We start from the raw sequence: 19,119 nt of genomic DNA, 5'->3' as shown, positions 1-19,119 counted from the left end.
CACAAGGGAAACATCATGGATCTAGACACCGTACACCGTACCCTGGAAGGCCCGTTCGACGGCTTCCAGGTCCATGTCGACGCAGGGCGCGAGCGGGGCGACATCGTCCTCGGCCGGCCGCCGCTGAACGTGATCTCCATGCCCCAGCGCGACGAGCTCCGCGCCGTGTTCGAGGCCCTGGACGCCCACCCGGACGTGCGCGTGATCGTGCTGCGCGCCGAGGGCGAGCACTTCTCCAGCGGCGGCGATATCAAGGGCTTCCTGGAGGCGAGCCCGGAGCACGTCTCCCACCTCGCCTGGAACGTCGCCGCCCCGGAGCGCTGCAACAAGCCGGTGATCGCCGCCAACCGCGGCTACTGCTTCGGCGTCGGTTTCGAGCTGTCGCTGGCCTGCGATTTCCGCATCGCCAGCGAGACCTGCCGCTATGCCCTGCCGGAGCAGCGCCTCGGCCAGATCCCGGGTTCCGGCGGCTCCGCACGGCTGCAGAAGCTCATCGGCGTCGCCCGCACCAAGAACATGGTCATGCGCGCCAAGCGCATCACCGGTGCCGACGCCCACGACTGGGGCATCGTCGCGGACTGCGTCGCCGACGGCGAGCTGGAGGCGGCGACGGACGCCCTGGTCGAGGAGCTCCGCGGCTTCTCGCCGCTGGCGCAGCGTACCGCCAAGCGGCTGCTCAACGACGGCGAGAACGCCAGCCTGGCCGTGGCCATCGAGATGGAGGGCCACTGCTACAGCCGGCTGCGCACCTCGGATGATTTCCGCGAGGGCGTGGAGGCGTTCGGCGAGAAGCGTCCGCCGGAGTTCCGCGGCTGCTGAGACGACAGGCGCCGGCCCCGCGCCGGCGCGTTCAACGGGGAGAGGGGAGCATGACAGACAATCATACCGACACCACCGGGGCGCCGGTCCGGGGCGACTTCCGCGCCGGGATCGCGGCGCTGCCGCGGGCGCTGACGCTGAAGTCCATCAGCGCCGGCACGGTGGCGGCGATCTTCGGCTGCTCCGGCCCGGCGCTGATCGTGATCAACGCCGCGGAGTCCGGCAACCTCACCAGCGGTCAGACGGTGGCCTGGCTGTTCGCGATCTACGTGCTCGGCGGGCTGATCAGCCTGCTCATGGCGCTGCGTTACCGCCAGCCCATCACCGGCGCGTACTCCATCCCGGGGGCGGCGATCCTCGTGGGGGCGCTGTCCACGGTGAGCTTCAACGAGGCAGTGGGCGCGTTCATCATGAGCGGTGTCCTGGTGCTGTTGCTCGGCGTCAGCGGTCTGATAGGACGGGTGATGCGATGGATCCCGATGCCCATCGTCATGGCCATGATCGCCGGTGCGCTGATCCGCTTCGGCACCGGCGCGGTGGACGCCGTGGGCAACGCGCCCTGGGTCGCCGGTGCGGCGGTGGCGGCGTTCCTGCTCACGCACCGCTTCCTGCGCGCCGTCCCGCCGGTGCTCGCGGCGCTGGTGGTGGGGCTGATCGCGGCGCTGGCCACCGGCAGCCTGTCCCCGGCGGAGGTGCCGCTGGCGTTCACCGCCCCCGAGCTCACCACCCCGGCCTTCACCCTGGATGGCTTCCTGGCGATCACCCTGCCGCTGTCGCTGCTGGTGATCGGTGCCGAGAACGCCCAGGCCACGGGTGTGCTCATGGCCGAGGGCTACCGCCCGCCGATCAACGCGATGACGGTGGTCAGCGGTATCGGCGGCATCCTCGCGGGTATCCTCGGCGGCCACAACGCCAACATCGCCGGGCCGATGACCGCGATCTGCTCGTCGGACGAGGCCGGCGATGACCCCGAGCGCCGCTACGGGGCGACGGTGGTGAACGCCGTGCTCTTCGGTGGCTTCGGCCTGGTGGCCGGCGCGGCAGTGCCGTTCGTGCTCGCCCTGCCCAAGCCGCTGATCATGGCGGTCGGCGGGCTGGCGATGATCAGCGTGCTGCTCACGGCCTTCCAGCAGGCCTTCTCCCGGGATCGGGGCCACCAGATCGGGGCCTTCGTGGCGCTGGTGGTGGCGATGTCGAGCACGAGCCTGTTCGGCATCAGCGCGCCGTTCTGGGCGCTGGTCTTCGGTGTGGTGGTGTCGCTGGTCCTGGAAGGGCGGCTCTTCGCCGCCGCGGCGACGCGGTCGGCGCAGACCGGCTGAGCCGTTCCCCCGGCGCCTGTTTTTGCCCGTGCGCAATGCGGTGTGCACGAACAGGTGGTAACATCGACGGTGCGGCGCGAGCGCCGCACCCTTATACGGGGAGGAGGAAGCAGAGCCATGTCGAACGCGCAGCGCGTTTTTCATGGGGACTTCGGGCGCGTTGCCCTGCTGGACATGGATGAGCCACTGGTTCCCCATGCACATTCGGAATGCCACGTACTGCTCAAGGCCATGGGCGCGGATACCTATTTCTCCGTGCGGGGCCAGCAGCAGCCACTGACCGATCGCACGGCGGTGCTCGTCAACGCGTGGGAGCCGCATTACTACGACCACCGGCCGGATGCACCGCGCACCCTGATCCTGGCGCTCTACATCGAGCCCACCTGGCTCGCGGAGCTGCAGCGCTCGCTGGCGCTCAGCGGACGCCCGGATTTCTTCTCGCGGCGCTGCGTCGATCTCACGCCGCAGATGCGCGCGATCGCCGACACCCTGATCGCGCAGATGATGGAGCTTGGCCCGGCGCCCCAGGACCGGGTGGAATCGCTGCTCTCGGAGCTGCTCGTCGGTATCTGCGAATCGTTTTCGGAGTGGCGCCATCTCTCGCGGATGCGCGTGAGTGCGCCCACCGCCTACTACGACGTGCGCATCCGGCGGGCCAACGAGTACCTGATGACGCACTACGCCGAGGAGGTGCGGATGGACGAGCTCGCCGCGGAGTGCGGGCTCTCGCGGGCGCACTTCTTCGCCCTGTTCAAGAAGGGCACTGGCATGACGCCCCACATGGTGCTCAACATGATCCGCATGAAGAAGGCCTGCGAGTGGCTGGCGACCTCGCGCACGGGCACGCTCGGCAACCTCTCGGATTCGCTGGGCTTCTCGGAGCAGGGGCACTTCACGCGTTTCTTCCGCAACCACCTGGGCGCCGCCCCGAGCCAGTACCAGCGGGTGGTGGACCGCTACGGCGCACAGATGCGCCAGCTGTGACCTTCCAGTGGGTCGTTTACCCGGGATCTGCCCGGAAGACTGGCGGTGCGAGCCGGACCACTCCGCCAGGAGGCCCGGGTGAACGGCCTTGCCCGTTGATCCGGGTCCCGGCAGTCGCACACGGCCTCGCGGCCGTGCACGACCTATGTATGGACTCGCCCCTGGTATCAACCGCCGGCTGGTGGAAGGAACCCCGCCTGCACTGATGTATCAGGCCTCATCGAGGTGGCACAGTTCGCTGCGCCACGGGGGAGCGTCGCCAGCCGTCTTGCCTGCGGGTCCTCGGCGGCGAGGCGTTTGAGCCGCGCGTCCGCCCGCGCGAGCCGATCCCCCGGCACCCGATATGCCGCATCCAGCTCGGCGAGCAGCGCATGGAAGGCGCCATTGAGCCACTCGGGCGGACTGCCCCGTTCCTGTAGGTCGGTTGCTCCTGGCAACCGACAGGTGGGGTGCCGGCGGTCTCCCGGTCGGCGGCCGGGTCCGGGGCGCGACGTTGCGTGGGCGGTGTTCCGGCGGAATGACGTCTACGGCCTGTCGGCCGTGCACGATCCTGGATGTTGTCCGGGGGGGGTTGCCAGTTTGCTTGCGGGTTATCGGGAAAACCTGACGACCTGCCGGCCGTTGTTTGCCCTGACCTCGTCTGTCGGGCAGTGCCACGCCTCATTGCCGGCGCCGGTGTGGCTCCGGCACGTGAGCGACATCATCGTGGCTGTCGGTTGCCAGGAGCAACCGACCTACCCGAGCTGCGGTGCTCGCACACGCGCTGCGTGAGCACGCAGACGCCGTGCCCAGTAGTGCGCCCCCGAGCCCGTCTCCAGCACCACCTCCAGCGACCCCGACAGCCCCTCGAGAAAACGCTCAAAGGCACGCCGCGAGCGAAACCCGCGTTCAAAGCACACTCGCCCCGACGCATCCTCTCCCACCGCGAAGCAAACCTCTTTGGCCAGATCCACCGCCAATGTGATAACCCTATCCACGGACTCGCCCGCCTTTCTCGACCTGCACGGTCTCTCAGTGGACGGTACACCCGCCACCCCGGCGCCTCGATGCCTCTACAGGGGGGACGAGTCCATGTGATTACGCGGGCGGGCACCCGTCCGCGACGATATCGGCCGCCGGGCGCAGCCGACATCGTAGCCCCGGGGGGTGCACGGCTGGCCCATTACCGCCGCCGCGGCCCGGAACGCCGGTGCCCGCGTGGTGTTGCGGCCGGTGGGCCCCGGCCACGGTGCCGATCCCGTCTCGCGCCGCGCCGTGTCCCTCGTGACGCGATCCCCCGGCAGGCCGGGCGGCGCGGGCCGTCGTGTCCGTCCCGCGAGGCCGGCCGATTGTGAATTTTCGTGAACCCTTACCGCCGCGGCCCGGTTTGCGTTTCATGGGTGCCGGCAAGCGTGGATAATTCCCCCGCTGGGGCAGTCCAAGGATCACGATGACCAGTTCTCTTCCGCTGCGGCTGGTGCTGGCGGGTGCGGGAATCGCCGTGCTCGCCGCGTGCACCCCGAACACCGACATGCCCGCGCGCGATGCCGCGCCGGTGCCGGAACGCTTCTCCGCGAGCGGGGACGGTGCGCTGCCGTCGCGCTGGTGGCGGCACTTCGACGATCCGGCCCTGGCGGCGCTGGAGCGCGAGGCCCTGGCGGGCAGTTTCTCGCTCGCCGGCGCGCGGGCGCGGCTCCGCCGCGCGCGGGCGCTGGCCCGGCTGGAGGGGGCCGGGCAGCGCCCGCAGCTGCAGGCCAGCAGCGGGGCGAGGACCCAGCGCAACGATGGCGAGAGCACCGAGCGCTACACCGGCTCGCTGACCGCCAGCTTCGAGGTCGACCTGTGGGGACGGCTGGCCTCCCAGGCCCGTGCTGCCGGGCTGGAGGCGCAGGCGAGCCGCTTCGACCTGCGTGCCGCGGCGGTGACCCTGAGCGCGGAGGTCGCACGCACCTACTATCAGCTCCTGAGCCAGCACGAGACCATCGAGCTGCTGCGCCGCCAGCGTGACCTCAACGCGCGTATCGCCGATCTCATCGAGGTGCGCTTCCGTAACGGCCAGGTCACCGCCGACGAGCTGCTGCGCCAGCGCCAGCTCACCGAGCAGACCGGCACCACCCTGGAGCAGGCCCTGGGTGAGCGCGACCGGTTGCGCGCGGACCTCGCCGCGCTGCTCGGCCGCCCGCCCCAGGCGCTGGCGCTGCCGACCGAGGCGCCGGAGCGCGTGGTGGTGCCGCCGCTGCCGGACGTGGGCGTGCCCTCGGCGTGGCTGCGCCGCCGCCCGGACCTGCGCGCTGCCTTCCTGCGGGTGCGCTCGGCGGACGCCACGGTGGCGGCCTCCATCGCCGAGCGCTACCCGAGCCTGGATCTCTCCGCCTCGCTGACCAGCACCGCCGTGTCCGCCGCCCGCGCGTTCGAGGACTGGGTGCGCGAGCTCGCCGCTTCGCTGACCCTGCCGCTCTACCAGGGCGGGGCGATCAGCGCGCGCATCGAGCGCGACCGTGCGGCACGGGCGGTGGCGTTCAACGATTACGCCCAGACCGTGGTGGAGGCGGTTGCCGAGGTGGAGCAGGCGCTGTCCGCCGCGCGGGCCGACCGCCGGGTGCTGGACGGGCTCCAGCGCCAGCGCGACATCGCGGAGCGGGTGCTGACACAGCTGCGCTCGCGCTACTTCAACGGCGCGGCGGATTACCTGGACGTGCTCGATGCCCAGAGCCGCCTGCAGGATATCGAACGCCAGCTCGTCGACGCCCGCTGGGCGCTGGTGCTGGACCGCATCGCGCTGATCCGCGCCGTCGCCGGCGGCGCCTTCGGCGAGCCGACGGATGAGGGGGACGAACCGACGTGACGGGGACGAATACCACGGACACGCCGCCGCGCCGCGGCGGCGTGCGGGCCGTCGTGCACACCGTGCTGACGCTGCTGGTGCTCGCCGCCGGCGGTGCCGCGGCCTACCGGCTGATGACCACGGACGAGCCGGTGGGCCGTCAGCAGCGGCCCGAGCCCGCGGCGCGGCTGGTGGAGGTGGTGACGGTGAGCCCGGCGGACCACCGGATCACGGTCACGGCTCACGGAGATGTCGAGCCGTCCCGGCGGCTGGTGCTGCGTCCGCGGGTGGGCGGCCGGGTGACCTCGCTGGCCGAGGGCTTCGATCCCGGCGGACGCCTGAACGCCGGGGCCACAGCGCTCACACTGGACGACGAGGACTACCGCCTCGCCCTCCAGCGGGCGCAGGCCGCGCTCACCCGGGCCCGCTCGGACCTCGCCCTGGAGCAGGGCCAGCAGGCGGTGGCACGGCAGGAGTACGAGATCCTCGGCGACGAGTCGCCGGCGCCGGAGGAGAAGTCCCTGATGCTGCGCGAGCCGCAGCTCGACAGTGCCCGCGCCGCGGTGGCCTCGGCCCGCAGCGACGTCGAGGCCGCGCAGCGGGACCTGGACCACACCACGGTGACGGTCCCCTTCGACGCGGTGGTGCTCTCCCGGGACGTGGCGCCGGGTGCGGAGGTGACCACCAGCACCCAGCTTGGCGAGCTGGCCGGCACCGAGCGCTGGTGGGTGGAGCTCACCGTGCCGGTGCGCGCGCTGCGCTGGATCGATGCGCCGGACGGGCAGGGCGGTGACGGGTCCGCCGTGCGCCTGCACTACGACGCCGCCTGGGCGCCCGGCGAGTACCGCCAGGGCCGGGTCATCCGCGTGCTCGACTCGCTGGAGGAGGACGGCCGACTGGCCCGGGTGCTGGTGGCGGTGGACGACCCGCTGGCGCTGGAGCGCGAGGGCGATCCGCCGCGGCTGCTGATCGGTGCGTTCGTGCGCGGCGAGATCCAGGGCCGGGTGCTGGAGGACGCCTACGAGGTCCGCGCCGGCTGGCTCCACGGCGGCGACACGCTGTGGCTGATCGGCGCCGGCGGCGAGCTGGTCTTCCGCGAGGTCACGGTGGCCTACCGCGACGGTGAGCGGGTGTTCGTCGTCGGCGGCCAGACGCCCGGCGACCGGGTGGTCACCTCCGGCATCGCCACCCCCGCCGAGGGCATGCCCCTGCGTGCCGCGGAGGCGGAGAGCGGCGATGGCGGGTGAGGGCGGCGGCGTGATCGGCTGGTTCGTGCGCCACCGGGTGGCGCCGAACCTGCTCATGCTGGTCTTCCTGCTCGGCGGGCTGTACATGACCACCCGCATCACCCAGGAGGTCTTCCCGGACTTCCAGCGCGACGTCCTCGTGGTCAGTGTCTCCTACCCGGGGGCCACGCCGGAGCAGATCGAATCCGGCGTGGTCCTGCCGGTGGAGGAGGCCGTGCAGGGCCTGGAAGGCGTCGAGAAGATCACCGCCACGGCCCGAACCGGCAGCGGCCGGGTGAACATCGAGCTGATCGAGGGCTACAACCTCCAGCGCGCCTACCAGGACGTCACCCGCGCGGTGGACGACATCGACACCTTCCCGGACCAGGCGGAGGACCCGGAGATCTCCTTCAGCGGCTGGCGCCGGGACGTGCTGGACATGCTTGTCTACGGCGACGTGCCCGAGCACAGCCTGCGCGCCGCCGCCGAACGGGTGCGCGACCGCCTCCGGCAGACGGACGGCGTCACCCAGGCCGCGCTGGAGGACGTCCGCGACTACGAGATCCACATCGACGTCAGCGAGGCGCAGCTGCGGACCTACGGCCTCACCCTCCAGGACGTGGCCGCGGTGGTGGCGGAGAACTCCCGGGACCGCTCCGCCGGGCGGGTGGAGACCGCGGGCGGCGACATCCTGCTGAAGGTGGGCGAGCGCCTCACCCGGGCAGAGGGCTTTCGCGACATCGTCCTGCGCGCGACCCCGGGCGGGGGCGTGGTGCGCCTCTCCGACGTGGCTGACGTGAGCGAGGCCTTCGCCACCGCGGACGAGGACATCGGCAGCTACGACGGCAAGCCGGCGGTGGGCGTGGAGGTCTTCCGGGTCGGGCGGGAGACGCCCATCGGGGTCTCCGATGCCGTGCACCGGGTGCTCCCGGAGATCCGGGCGTCGCTGCCGCCGCAGATCGGTGTCGCCATCCGCAGCGACGCCTCGAGCATCTACAGCCAGCGCGTGGAGCTGCTGCTCGGCAACGCCTTCCTCGGGCTGCTGCTGGTGCTCGCGGTGCTGAGCGCCTTCCTGGAGCTGCGGCTGGCGTTCTGGGTGACCGTGGGTATCCCCACCGCCTTCCTCGGGGCGTTCCTGTTCCTGCCGTGGTTCGGCGTGTCCATCAACATGATCTCGCTGTTCGCGTTCATCATCGCGCTGGGCATCGTGGTGGACGACGCCATCGTCGCCGGCGAGAACATCTACGAGTACCGGCAACGGGGCCTGGGGCTGCTCCCCTCCGCGGTGCAGGGGGCGCGGGACATCGCGGTGCCGATCGTGATGAGCGTGCTCACCAATATCGTCGCCTTCCTGCCGCTGGCCTTCATCCCCGGGACCTTCGGCCAGATCTGGGCGGTGATCCCGGCGGTGGTGGGTACGGTCTTCGCCATCTCGCTGGTGGAGGCGCTGATCATCCTGCCGGCGCACCTGGGGCACACCCGCAGCGGGGCGAGCACCGGCGCGGGGGCGACGGCGCACCGGCTGCAGCAGCGTTTCAGCGCGGCGTTCAGCCGCTTCATCGACCGGGGCTACGGCGGTGCGCTGGCGCTGGCCGTGCGCTGGCGCTACGTGACCCTGGGCCTGGCGACGGCGTTGCTGGCGGTGACGCTCGCCTACGCGGCGAGCGGGCGGATGGGCTTCATCCTCATGCCCCGGGTGGAGTCGGACACCGCCGAGGTCACCGCGGTGCTGCCCCAGGGGGCCCCGGCGACGGCCCTGCGCCGGGTGCGGGACACCCTGGTCGCTGCCGCGGGCGAGGTGGTCGAGGGCAACGGCGGCGATGCCCTCAGCGACGGCGTCTATGCCGCCATCGACGGCAACGAGGTGGAGGTGCGGGTGTACATGACCCCGCCGGAGCGGCGGCCGATGAGCACCGGCGCCTTCGTGCAGCGCTGGCGCGAGGTGGCCGGTGCGATCCCCGGGGTGGAGTCCACCAGCTTCGATGCCGACCGCGGCGGTCCGGGCGGCGGTGCGGCGGTGACCGTGCAGCTGAGTCACGGCGATATCGAGACCCTCAACCATGCCGCGGCGACCCTGGCCGAGCGTCTCGGCGAGCTCGCCTACGTGCGGGACGTCGACGACGGCTACCAGCTCGGCAGCCCGGAGTGGACGATCCGTCTCACGGACAGTGGCCGGGCACTGGGCTTCACCGTCGACGGGATATCGCGCCAGCTGCGCAACGGCTTCTACGGCGCCGAGGCGGTGAAGCTGCTGCGGGGGGCCAGCGAGGTCACCGTGCGCGTGCAGCTGCCGCCGGCGCTGGCGGACATGCAGACCGCCGTGTCCTCGTTCATGCTGCGTACCGACGCGGGGCGGTACGTGCCGCTGGAGTCGGTGGCGGAGGTCAGTCACTCCCGCGCGGTGACCAGCATCCAGCGCGAGAACGGCCGCCGGGCGATGCCGGTGACCGCGGACGTGGTGCCCATCGAGCAGACCAACCGGGTCCTGCGCGAGCTCCGCGAGCGGATGCTGCCGCGGCTTGTGGCGGATTTCCCGGGGCTGTCCTACGAGTTCGGCGGGCGCCAGGAGAGTATGCGTGACGCCATCCAGAGCTTCTTCCAGACCGTGACCATCGCGCTGCTCGGGATCTTCGCGCTGCTCGCGCTGCCGTTCCGCAGCTACATCCAGCCCATGATCGTGATGATGGCCATCCCCTTCGGCGTCGTCGGGGCGATCCTCGGCCACCTGATCATGGGCTACAGCCTGAGCATCATCAGCATCATGGGGATCATCGCCCTCGGCGGTGTGGTGGTGAACGGCTCGCTGGTGATGATCGACTACGCCAATGCCCGGGTGCGCGAGGGCGCGAGCGTGGGGGAGGCGGTCCACGCCGCGGGCGTGCGGCGCTTCCGGCCGATCATGCTCACCACGCTCACCACCTTCGGCGGGCTGGCGCCGATGATCTTCGAGACCTCGATGCAGGCGCGGTTCATGATCCCGATGGCGATCTCGCTGGGCTACGGGATCGTGTTCTCCTCGGCGATCCTGCTCTTCCTCATCCCCTGCCTGTACCTCGCCATCGAGGACGTTCGCGCCCTGCTGGGCGGCCGGCGCACGGACTGAGCCGGCCGGACGGCCTTATGGCCTTTGCGGGGGTGGCGACGGCGGGCGGTTATTCCGCGGGGCGGGCGACCACGACGCTGTTCCGCCCCATGGACTTGGCCTCGTAGAGGGCGGCGTCCGCGCGGTCGAGGAGCTTGTCGTGGCTGTCGTCGCCGGTGTCCAGGGCGGCGACCCCCACGCTCACGGTGGTGTGGATGGTCTCGCTCGAGGCCGGGATGGCGGTCTCGGCGATGGTGTCGCAGAGCCGGTGGGCGGCGGCGTGGGCCCCTTCCAGGCCGGTTTCGGGGAGTACCAGGGTGAACTCCTCGCCGCCGTAGCGCCCCAGGGTGTCGGGGGTGCGGCGCTGGGCCTCGGCGATGCCCGCCACGCGGCGGATGACGTCGTCGCCGGCCTGGTGGCCGAAGGTGTCGTTGATGCGCTTGAAGTGATCGATGTCGAACATGATCACCGACAGCGGCAGCTCGTAACGGCGTGCGCGCTGGTATTCGGTGGCCAGGCATTCCTCGAGGTGGCGGCGGTTGGAGATGCCCGTGAGCGGATCGCGGATGCTCATCTCCAGCAGCCGGGCCTGGGCGTCCTGGAGCTGCTGCTGGTAGACCGCCGTGTCGGTGACGTCCATGACCGTGACGCAGATGTGCTCCACCCGCTCGTCTTCCGGCCCGGCCAGGGGCAGGAAGGTGCAGTCCTGGTACATCGACTTGGGCCCGCCGGTGACCTGGTGCGGGTTGTCGAAGCGGAACAGCCAGGGCCGCTCCGTCCACGAGCTGAACGCCGCCTGCCGGGTGTAGGCGACGCTGCGCAGCTTCGCCGAGAACCAGTCCTGCGGCAGTTCGGGGAACACCTCGCAGAGGTCACGCCCCTTGATCCACGCCGCCGTGTGGCCGCTGTGCATCTCCATGAAGTGGTTCCACAGGCGCACCCGGCGCTCGCGGTCGACGATCACGACGCCGATGTTGAGGGCGGTGACCAGGTTGTCGAGGAGGACGTATTCGGGCATGGCCGTCAGCCCAGCCCGTCGAGGATGCGGTCGACGGCGTGGCGCATGGTCTCGATGCTCTGTTCGGGCATGAGCAGCAGCAGGTGGCAGGCGAAGCCGCGGGCGTCCAGCCGGAAGTTCACCTCCAGCATCAGCGCCTGGTCCCAGATGAGGTCCTCGGCGTTGAGCAGCCGCGCGACCGGCGACCCCATGCTCATGATGGCCGGCCGCCCCAGCGAGAGGCGGGTGGCGGTGTGCTCGCCGAGCCCGCGCAGGACCGAGCCGAGTAGGATGTTGCTGACGTCGAGCAGCAGCTCGCGCTCGACCGTCTCGTCCACGCTGTCGTGGCCGAGCAGGTCCGCCAGCCCGCGGCAGCCGCCCTCGCCGAACAGCGCCAGTGCCTCGCCGCTGACGCCGTCCATGAACGGCTGGCGTACCGCCGCGACCTGACTGTCGCGCCCCGTGAGGGCCTCGACCTCGGGGGTGAGGCCGCCGGCCTCGACGATCGCCACCCGGGGTACCGAGAGCTCGATGTAGACGTCCAGCATCTCGGCGAGCACGGCACCCGCACGGCCCATCGCCAGATTGGCGATCTCCTGCAGCGCGTCCTGCTGGTCCGCCGAAAAGGGTTCGACGCTCATAATATCCCTGTGTCCCGCAGGGTCGCGGCCAGCATGGTCGGGTCCACGGGTTTGCGCACGAAACCGCGTGCACCGAGCTCCATGGCCCGCTCCTCGGCCTTGGGCTGGGCGTCGGCGGAGATCACGATGACCGCCGGCGGGGAGGGGAATTCGAAGATACGCTCCAGCACGTCGAAGCCGGAGAGGCCCGGCATGGTGAGATCGAGCAGCATGACGTCCACGTTACCCTCTCGGCAGGCTTCCACGGCATCCTCGCCGTTATCGAGCTGCGAGACCTCCACGTCCCATTCCGGAGGTAGCGCACGGATTGTGATCTTCCGTGACATGGTCGAGTCATCGACCACGAGAACCTGGGTGGACATCGTTACCTCGTCGGTGTCGGGCCTGGTTCCTTTTTATCAAGCTCCGCATTATGCGGCGGAGTCGTCATTAATCCAACCGTTCTGGCGCGGCAAGTGTGACCTCGTCGGTAGACAACCAATACTGCCATGCTGTTATGCGATCGGTCATTGCGCCGCGACGGGCGGTGGTGGATCAGGCGGCCATGACGCATGAATCCAATTCATTTAAACAATGAGACAGGTAAGAGGGGTTAATAGTTTCTGTCAATCCCGGCGGTCGAGGCACTGAATCCCGGGGGGCGGCGCTGTATGATGCTAGTCCTTCGCAGCGCAACATGACCCACCAGGCGAATGACTGAAACTGCCCGCATCCGCGAGATCCCGTATAACTACACGTCTTTCTCCGACCGCGAGATCGTCCTGCGCTACCTGGGCCCGGAGGCCTGGGACACCCTCAACGAGCTACGCGAGAGCCGCCGCACCGGCATCTCCGCGCGCATGCTCTTCGAGGTCCTCGGCGACCTCTGGGTGGTCAAACGCAACCCCTACATCCAGGACGACCTCCTCGACAGCGCCAAACGCCGCCGGGCGCTGATCGAGGCGATGAACCACCGACTCGACCAGATCGTCGCCCGCGCCGAGGGCAACCGCAAGGCCCTGGACCTGGCCGACCAGGCCCGGACCGCGGTGCGCGAGTTCGAGCAGTGGTTCCCGGAGATGCAGCGCAAGCGCGAGCGCGCCCGCCGTGCGTTCGCCCGCCACACCCGCGAGGACAACATCTGCTTCGACGGGCTCTCCCGCGTCTCCCACCAGACCGACGCCACCGACTGGCGCGTGGAGGTGCCCTTCGTCGTGCTCTGCCCGGACACCGAGGCGGAGATGGCCGCGCTGGTGAAGACCGCCGTCGAGCTGGGGCTGGTCATCATCCCCCGCGGCGGCGGCACCGGCTACACCGGCGGGGCGGTGCCCATGCACGAGGACTGTGTGGTCATCAACACGGAGAAGCTGGAGGGCGTCGGCGCCGTGGAGCGCCGGACCCTGCCGGGCATGGACAAGCCCGTCGCGACGGTGCGCGCCGAGGCCGGCGTGGTCACCCGCCGTGTCTCCGACCTCGCCCAGAAGCACGGCTATGTCTTCGCCGTCGACCCCACCTCCCAGGACGCCTCGACCATCGGCGGCAACGTCGCCATGAACGCCGGCGGCAAGAAGGCGGTGCTCTGGGGCACGGCGCTGGACAACCTGGCCTCCTGGCGCATGGTCACCCCGGACGCGGAGTGGCTGGACGTGGAGCGCGTGGATCACAACATGGGCAAGATCCACGATCAGGAGACCGTGCGCTTCCGCGTCACCCGGTTTGAGGCGGACGGCGAGACCCGCAAGGGCGAGCCGGAGGAGATCGCCTTCCCGGGCGAGACCTTCCGCAAGGTCGGCCTGGGCAAGGACGTCACGGACAAGTTCCTGAACGGTGTGCCGGGAGTGCAGAAGGAGGGCTGCGACGGGCTGATCACCTCCGCGACCTTCGTGCTCCACGTCATGCCCGAGCACATGCGCACCGTCTGCCTGGAGTTCTACGGCACGGACCTCCACGAGGCGGTGCCGGCGATCGTGGAGATCGTCGACGACCTGCAGGCGGATGAGTCCGTCAAGCTCGCCGGCCTGGAGCACCTGGACGAGCGCTACGTCCGTGCCGTGGGCTACGCGCCCAAGGGCGCCCGCGGCGAGAAGCCCAAGATGGTGCTGGTCGCCGACCTCGCCTCCGAGGACGAGAACGCCTGCGCCGAGGCCGCCTCGCGCATGGTGCGCAAGGCCAATGCCCGCAACGCGGACGGCTTCATCGCCGTCTCCGCCGAGGCGCGCAAGACCTTCTGGGCGGACCGCTCCCGCACCGCCGCCATCGCCGCCCACACCAACGCGTTCAAGATCAACGAGGACGTCGTCATCCCGCTGGACCGCCTCGCCGAGTACAGCGAGGGCATCGAGCGGATCAACATCGTCCAGTCCATCGAGAACAAGCTGCGCCTGCTCGCCGAGCTGCGCAGCCATCTCGGCGGCAGCCTGCCGGAGCTCAAGCAGCGCCCGGACTACCTCGACCGCGAGCACTACGAGGCCTCGGAGGAGGGCGGCTCGATCCTGGGGCAGAAGTGCGCCTCCGCCGTGGCGCACCTCGCCGACGTCGGCGACCGCTGGAAGGCCATCCTCGACAACATGGACGGTGACCCGGTGGCGCTGGACGCGCTCCTCGACGACACCGCCCGGGCGGACCGGCGCGAGGGCGACACCATCGCCAACCTGCTGCTGCGGCGCAGCCTGCGCATCTCCTACCGCCGCGAGGTCGAGGACCGGCTCAAGGAGATCTTCGACGGCCGCGACCTCGAGCCCGTGCGCAGGAAGATCGACGCCATCCACCAGGACGTGCTCTCCAGCCGGCTGTTCGTCGCCCTGCACATGCACGCCGGCGACGGCAACGTGCACACCAACATCCCGGTGAACTCCAACGACTACCGGATGATGCGCGAGGCCGACCACATCGTGGACCAGGTCATGGCGCTCGCCGGGCGGCTGAACGGCGTGATCTCCGGCGAGCACGGCATCGGCATCACCAAGATGCAGTACCTCGACCCGGCCGTCTCCGAGCGCTTCGCGAGCTACAAGCACGAGGTCGACCCCGAGGGCTGGTTCAACCGCGGCAAGCTCCTCCAGGGCTCCGGCCTGTCGGATGCCTACACCCCCTCGCTGCGACTGCTCCAGCAGGAGGCGCTGATCCTGGAGGCCAGTGAGCTCGGCGAGCTCAACGACGACATCAAGGACTGCCTGCGCTGCGGCAAGTGCAAGCCCGTGTGCACCACCCACATCCCGCGGGCCAACCTGCTCTACAACCCGCGCAACAAGATCCTCGCCACCGGGCTGATGATCGAGGCGGTGCTCTACGAGGAGCAGACCCGCCGCGGGATCTCGCTGCACCACTGGGAGGAGATGAACGACGTGGCCGACCACTGCACGGTCTGCCACCGCTGCGTCACCCCCTGCCCGGTGAACATCGACTTCGGCGACGTCACCGTGAAGATGCGCAGCATCCTCAAGCACAAGGGCCAGCGCCGCTCCAGCCCGCAGACCAGCGCGTCGATGGCGTTCCTCAACGTCAAGGACGCGCGCACCATCAACATCATGCGCAAGGGTATGATCGAGTGGGGCTACGGCGCGCAGCGGCTCGGCTTCCACGTCGCCAAGAAGGTCGGCCTCGCCGGCAGCGGCGGCAAGCGCCCGGACGCCGAGCCGAAGAAGCGCCCCAAGCACACCCGCGACCTCTCCAACGTCCCGGCCCAGGTGGTGCACTTCGTCAAGAAGCCCATGCCGGGCAAGCTGCCCTCGCGCACCACCCGCGCCATGCTCGGGCTCGAGGACGACAAGACCGTGCCCATCATCCGCAATCCGGAAAAGGTCACCGAGGACTCGGACGCGGTGTTCTACTTCCCCGGCTGCGGCTCGGAGCGGCTGTTCAGCCAGATCGGCCTCGCCACCATGGCCATGCTCTACGACGCCGGTGCCCAGACCGTGCTCCCGCCCGGGTACCTGTGCTGCGGCTACCCGCAGACCTCCAACGGCGACCTGGAGAAGGGCCAGGAGATCACCACCGAGAACCGCGTGCTCTTCCACCGGGTGGCGAACACGCTGAACTACATGGACATCAAGACGGTGATCGTCTCCTGCGGCACGTGCATGGACCAGCTGCTGAAATACGAATTCGAGCAGATCTTCCCGGGCTGCCGGCTGCTCGACATCCACGAGTACCTGCTGGAGAAGGGCTACAAGCTCGAGGGCGTGGACGGCGTACAGTACATGTACCACGACCCCTGCCACACCCCCATGAAGACCCACGACGCGCAGAAGACCGCGAGCACCCTCATGGGCACCGAGGTCCCGCTGAACGACCGCTGCTGCGGCGAAGCGGGCACCTTCGCCGTCAGCCGGCCGGACATCGCCAGCCAGGTCCGCTTCCGCAAGGAAGAGGAGTACAACAAAGGCCTGGAAGAGCTCACTGGCGAGCCCACCGCCGAGAAGGGCAAGGTGAAGATGCTCACCTCCTGCCCCGCGTGCCTCCAGGGCCTCTCGCGCTACGAGGACGACACCGGCGTCGAGGCGGACTACATCGTCATCGAAATGGCCAACCACCTCCTCGGCGACGGCTGGCAGGAACAGTTCATCGAACGCGCCCAGGCCGGCGGCATCGAAAAGGTGCTGCTGTAACCAACCGCCACCGCGGTGAGCCCGAGTGCGGCGCGAGTTCCACCCCCGGTGCGAGGCCATTGGTGCCCGTCTCCCTTGACGGGAGAGGGGCAGAGGCCATTTGTGCCCCCCTCTCCCTTGATGGGAGAGGGGCTGGGGGAGAGGGTGGAAGCCGTCCGCACCGAGTTCCACGATGCGCGGCAGCACCCGTAGGTCGTGCACGGCCCCCGGCCGTGTGCGACATCTCCCTCAACCACCCCCCCAAACAACACCCCCAAAAAAACCCGCCCGCCACCCCGATCACCCCCAACGAATCGCCTTTCAAACGCCCTTCATCGATACGGCATCGATAACGACCGCGCCCACACCCGCACAATGCAGCCAACACCGCGAAGCCCGCGCCCCGAAACCTCGTCGAAAACGAAAATCCAGCGTATTGAACACCGGCCCTGCGCCGCCGCAATGACGCCTCCCGCAGCCGTCAGGTCGATGAGAAACATCCTGACTTACGTTAGGCCCAAGCCTTGCGGCTACTGCCTGTTCTGGTACAGGATGAACCGACGGATCCAGGTCAGGCACGCCTCTCCTGCGCGAATCCAATAACGATGTCCCCGCACCAGGGAACGGACACGATAGAGAAAAGGAGCGCTCTTCCGTGACACTCTGTCGCCCCTCCATGGAACGCTGTACAGACATGCCACACCCGCCTGACCGGTGGCGCGCAAGCGCGTATTGCGGCAAATGTCCGCCTATCATGCCGTCCACGTCCCGCATACGGCGGATAGTGGACGCCGGAGCGCCGGGCCAGCGCTGCTCTGAAGCGGCACCTCACAGGCAGAGTAGTTAGGGGTATGGCGCATGCGTATTATGCGGACAGAGTCCGTGTTATAACGCGGACGTTGTCCGTCTATTAGCTGTTAGGTTGAGGAAGCGTACAATGGGACCATCTTATGGATAACGTCCGAGAAAGTGCTTACAGAGTAATCAAAACGGTTGCAAGTCCATTACGTTTTTTTGCAGTAGCTGCAATCTCTCTCGCATTAATAATTATCGTATTGGCTTGGAAGTCGTCTCTTCCGCCAGAGGTTACTGTAAGCATTATAACCGCCGCATTTATTGTTCTTCTTATATTGATTGTGCTTGTTGCAATTCTGGTTGTATTTTGGCCGAAGAAACTAGTCTTTGACCAAGAAGCCCACCTTACTGTTCTTCGTGAAAAGTTGGGCGATAACGAGCTGCCAGTATTATATGAGCCGGGAGCATTGCCAAACGTGTCTGCAAGTAACGCAATAGATCAACAAGGAGATGAGAAATGATTCTCCTTATTTCTTATGACCTTAATAAGCTAGGCCAAGATTACAGCAGTCTTTACCAGGAAATAAAAAAGGCCGGTGCATGGTGGCACCACTTAGATTCAACGTGGATTATTAGTACAAGCCAAGGCCCTAATGAGTGGCAGAAACGCTTGAAAAGCCACATGGATAATAATGACAACCTTTTGGTTATTGAAGTGTGCGACAATTACCAAGGTTGGCTGCCTGAAAAAGCATGGAAATGGCTTCATGAACGGAACTTTAGGTGCTAATACAACCTAACAAATCCGTAAACTCGGACACATTTATCGTTCGCTACGCTCACAATAAATGCGCCGGTTACGGCTAGCGTTAAGAATCATTGGTGTGAGTATGCCATTCAGCGACATCCATCATAAGGGTAAGCCGCTCACCATACACAAGGCTGTCACTCAACCGCACTTCGATGAGAAGACGGTTCTGGTGACCGACACCTGGGACTATGTGGATCTATGGCTGAAACGTAAACGTAGCTACAAGGCGCGTTTTTACTGGGGGCAGGCGCGTTCTTTCTATGACGCGACTCAAGCACTTCCGAAAACCGCCAGTCCGCTGACGGCATACTATTGCTTTCTTAACGCAACAAAGGCCTTGTTGCTCGCGAAGGGCGTTCCCTTTAGCGATGCCCATGGCGTCACCGGCTACACGACAACCGGGAAGTCCGCTCTGGCCAATGAGTACGTCAAATTCAAACCGGGAGGGATACTTCCGGCGTTGTGCACCCATTTAGGCGAGCCCGCGACGGAGGTTACGTACACACTGAAGGATCTACTCTACAACCTTGCGTACATACATAGAGCATTTGATTTAACGTATGAATCGGCGCCGGAACTCTTTGTTCCTGTTAGCAACCCACGCATTGTCCGGTCGACGCGCACACATGAAGCTTGGTTCGTTGCCGAGCTCCGCGAGAAGTACGCGAGTATGAATACTGTGAACCGGTTGCCATCAGCGTTCGAGCGTGAATTGGGTGCGGATGACAAATACCTGGTGCGCCTGAGGCATCGATTCAACTGGCGCCCTAAGGATAAAGCGAACAGCCTACGACGCTATCAAAATTATCACAGGCGGGTCCGAAGGCATCTGCACTATATATGTGGTCCGCAGAGGCTCTGGTATATAAAGCGGAACAACAATGTTGCCGGTCACATCCTACGGTCGCACATGACGCTCTCGTTCGCAGCTATGCATACTAACCTTAAAGAAAGTAAAGCCATGATGTGTTAGGTTTTGCATCATGAGATGCAAACGCTCCAACGATGGCCGCACAATTGACAAGGCGGCGATGCACGCGCTGCGAATGCAGGCGATCAAAGCGGTGCGCGGTGGGC

12 protein-coding genes are annotated in these 19,119 nt (G+C 67.6%); 9 read left to right on the top strand and 3 right to left on the bottom strand.

Annotation, left to right across the window (positions count from 1 at the left end; genetic code table 11):
- The first annotated feature begins 15 nt into the window (after nucleotides 1-15).
- From ACEZHJ_RS00745 to ACEZHJ_RS00720, 6 genes are all read left to right on the top strand, one after another.
- Nucleotides 16-819: an enoyl-CoA hydratase/isomerase family protein gene (locus ACEZHJ_RS00745; RefSeq protein ID WP_375036131.1), complete on the top strand. Its 804-nt coding sequence runs from the start codon at nucleotides 16-18 to the stop codon at nucleotides 817-819.
- Between the two features lie 50 nt (nucleotides 820-869).
- Nucleotides 870-2,138, top strand: coding sequence for a benzoate/H(+) symporter BenE family transporter (locus tag ACEZHJ_RS00740; protein WP_018719425.1), 1,269 nt, complete (start codon nucleotides 870-872; stop codon nucleotides 2,136-2,138).
- A 117-nt stretch (nucleotides 2,139-2,255) separates the two neighbouring features.
- On the top strand, nucleotides 2,256-3,122 hold the full coding sequence (locus ACEZHJ_RS00735) for an AraC family transcriptional regulator (protein WP_018719424.1): 867 nt from the start codon (nucleotides 2,256-2,258) through the stop codon (nucleotides 3,120-3,122).
- A gap of 1,429 nt (nucleotides 3,123-4,551) precedes the next feature.
- Nucleotides 4,552-5,946 carry a TolC family protein gene (locus ACEZHJ_RS00730; RefSeq protein WP_375036130.1) on the top strand — a complete coding sequence of 465 codons (1,395 nt, stop codon included), beginning with the start codon at nucleotides 4,552-4,554 and terminating at the stop codon, nucleotides 5,944-5,946.
- Nucleotides 5,943-7,172 carry an efflux RND transporter periplasmic adaptor subunit gene (locus ACEZHJ_RS00725; RefSeq protein ID WP_375036129.1) on the top strand — a complete coding sequence of 410 codons (1,230 nt, stop codon included), beginning with the start codon at nucleotides 5,943-5,945 and terminating at the stop codon, nucleotides 7,170-7,172. Before ACEZHJ_RS00730 ends, ACEZHJ_RS00725 begins: the two co-directional genes overlap by 4 nt.
- Complete coding sequence (locus ACEZHJ_RS00720; RefSeq protein WP_375036128.1) at nucleotides 7,162-10,254, top strand: efflux RND transporter permease subunit; 3,093 nt, start codon at nucleotides 7,162-7,164, stop codon at nucleotides 10,252-10,254. Before ACEZHJ_RS00725 ends, ACEZHJ_RS00720 begins: the two co-directional genes overlap by 11 nt.
- A gap of 49 nt (nucleotides 10,255-10,303) precedes the next feature.
- On the opposite strand, the gene ACEZHJ_RS00715 is transcribed toward ACEZHJ_RS00720, so the two are convergent.
- From ACEZHJ_RS00715 to ACEZHJ_RS00705, 3 genes are read right to left on the bottom strand one after another with little or no spacing between them, the layout of a single operon-like run.
- Nucleotides 10,304-11,251 carry a GGDEF domain-containing protein gene (locus tag ACEZHJ_RS00715; RefSeq protein WP_375036127.1) on the bottom strand — a complete coding sequence of 316 codons (948 nt, stop codon included), beginning with the start codon at nucleotides 11,249-11,251 and terminating at the stop codon, nucleotides 10,304-10,306.
- A gap of 5 nt (nucleotides 11,252-11,256) precedes the next feature.
- Nucleotides 11,257-11,871, bottom strand: coding sequence for a chemotaxis protein CheC (locus ACEZHJ_RS00710; protein WP_018719419.1), 615 nt, complete (start codon nucleotides 11,869-11,871; stop codon nucleotides 11,257-11,259).
- The gene (locus ACEZHJ_RS00705) at nucleotides 11,868-12,233 is read right to left on the bottom strand and encodes a response regulator (RefSeq protein WP_018719418.1); all 366 of its coding nucleotides are present in this window, start codon (nucleotides 12,231-12,233) and stop codon (nucleotides 11,868-11,870) included. Before ACEZHJ_RS00705 ends, ACEZHJ_RS00710 begins: the two co-directional genes overlap by 4 nt.
- Nucleotides 12,234-12,563: 330 nt before the next feature.
- Between ACEZHJ_RS00705 and ACEZHJ_RS00700 the strand changes: the two genes are divergently transcribed.
- The 3 genes from ACEZHJ_RS00700 (at nucleotide 12,564) to ACEZHJ_RS00690 (ending at nucleotide 19,015) form a co-directional block, all read left to right on the top strand.
- Entirely contained in the window at nucleotides 12,564-16,457 is a 3,894-nt protein-coding gene (locus ACEZHJ_RS00700) for a DUF3683 domain-containing protein (protein ID WP_375036126.1), read from the top strand.
- Between the two features lie 929 nt (nucleotides 16,458-17,386).
- Complete coding sequence (locus ACEZHJ_RS00695; RefSeq protein WP_163142524.1) at nucleotides 17,387-17,752, top strand: hypothetical protein; 366 nt, start codon at nucleotides 17,387-17,389, stop codon at nucleotides 17,750-17,752.
- A gap of 369 nt (nucleotides 17,753-18,121) precedes the next feature.
- A complete protein-coding gene (locus ACEZHJ_RS00690; protein WP_163142530.1) occupies nucleotides 18,122-19,015 on the top strand; it encodes a YaaC family protein in 894 nt (297 codons plus the stop codon).
- The last annotated feature ends 104 nt before the right edge of the window (nucleotides 19,016-19,119 follow it).

This window comes from Arhodomonas sp. KWT2 (genome assembly GCF_041949875.1).
Taxonomy (GTDB): Bacteria; Pseudomonadota; Gammaproteobacteria; order Nitrococcales; family Nitrococcaceae; genus Arhodomonas; species Arhodomonas aquaeolei.
The sequence above is the reverse complement of the archived record's forward strand: the minus strand, read 5'-3'. Positions and strand labels throughout refer to the sequence as shown.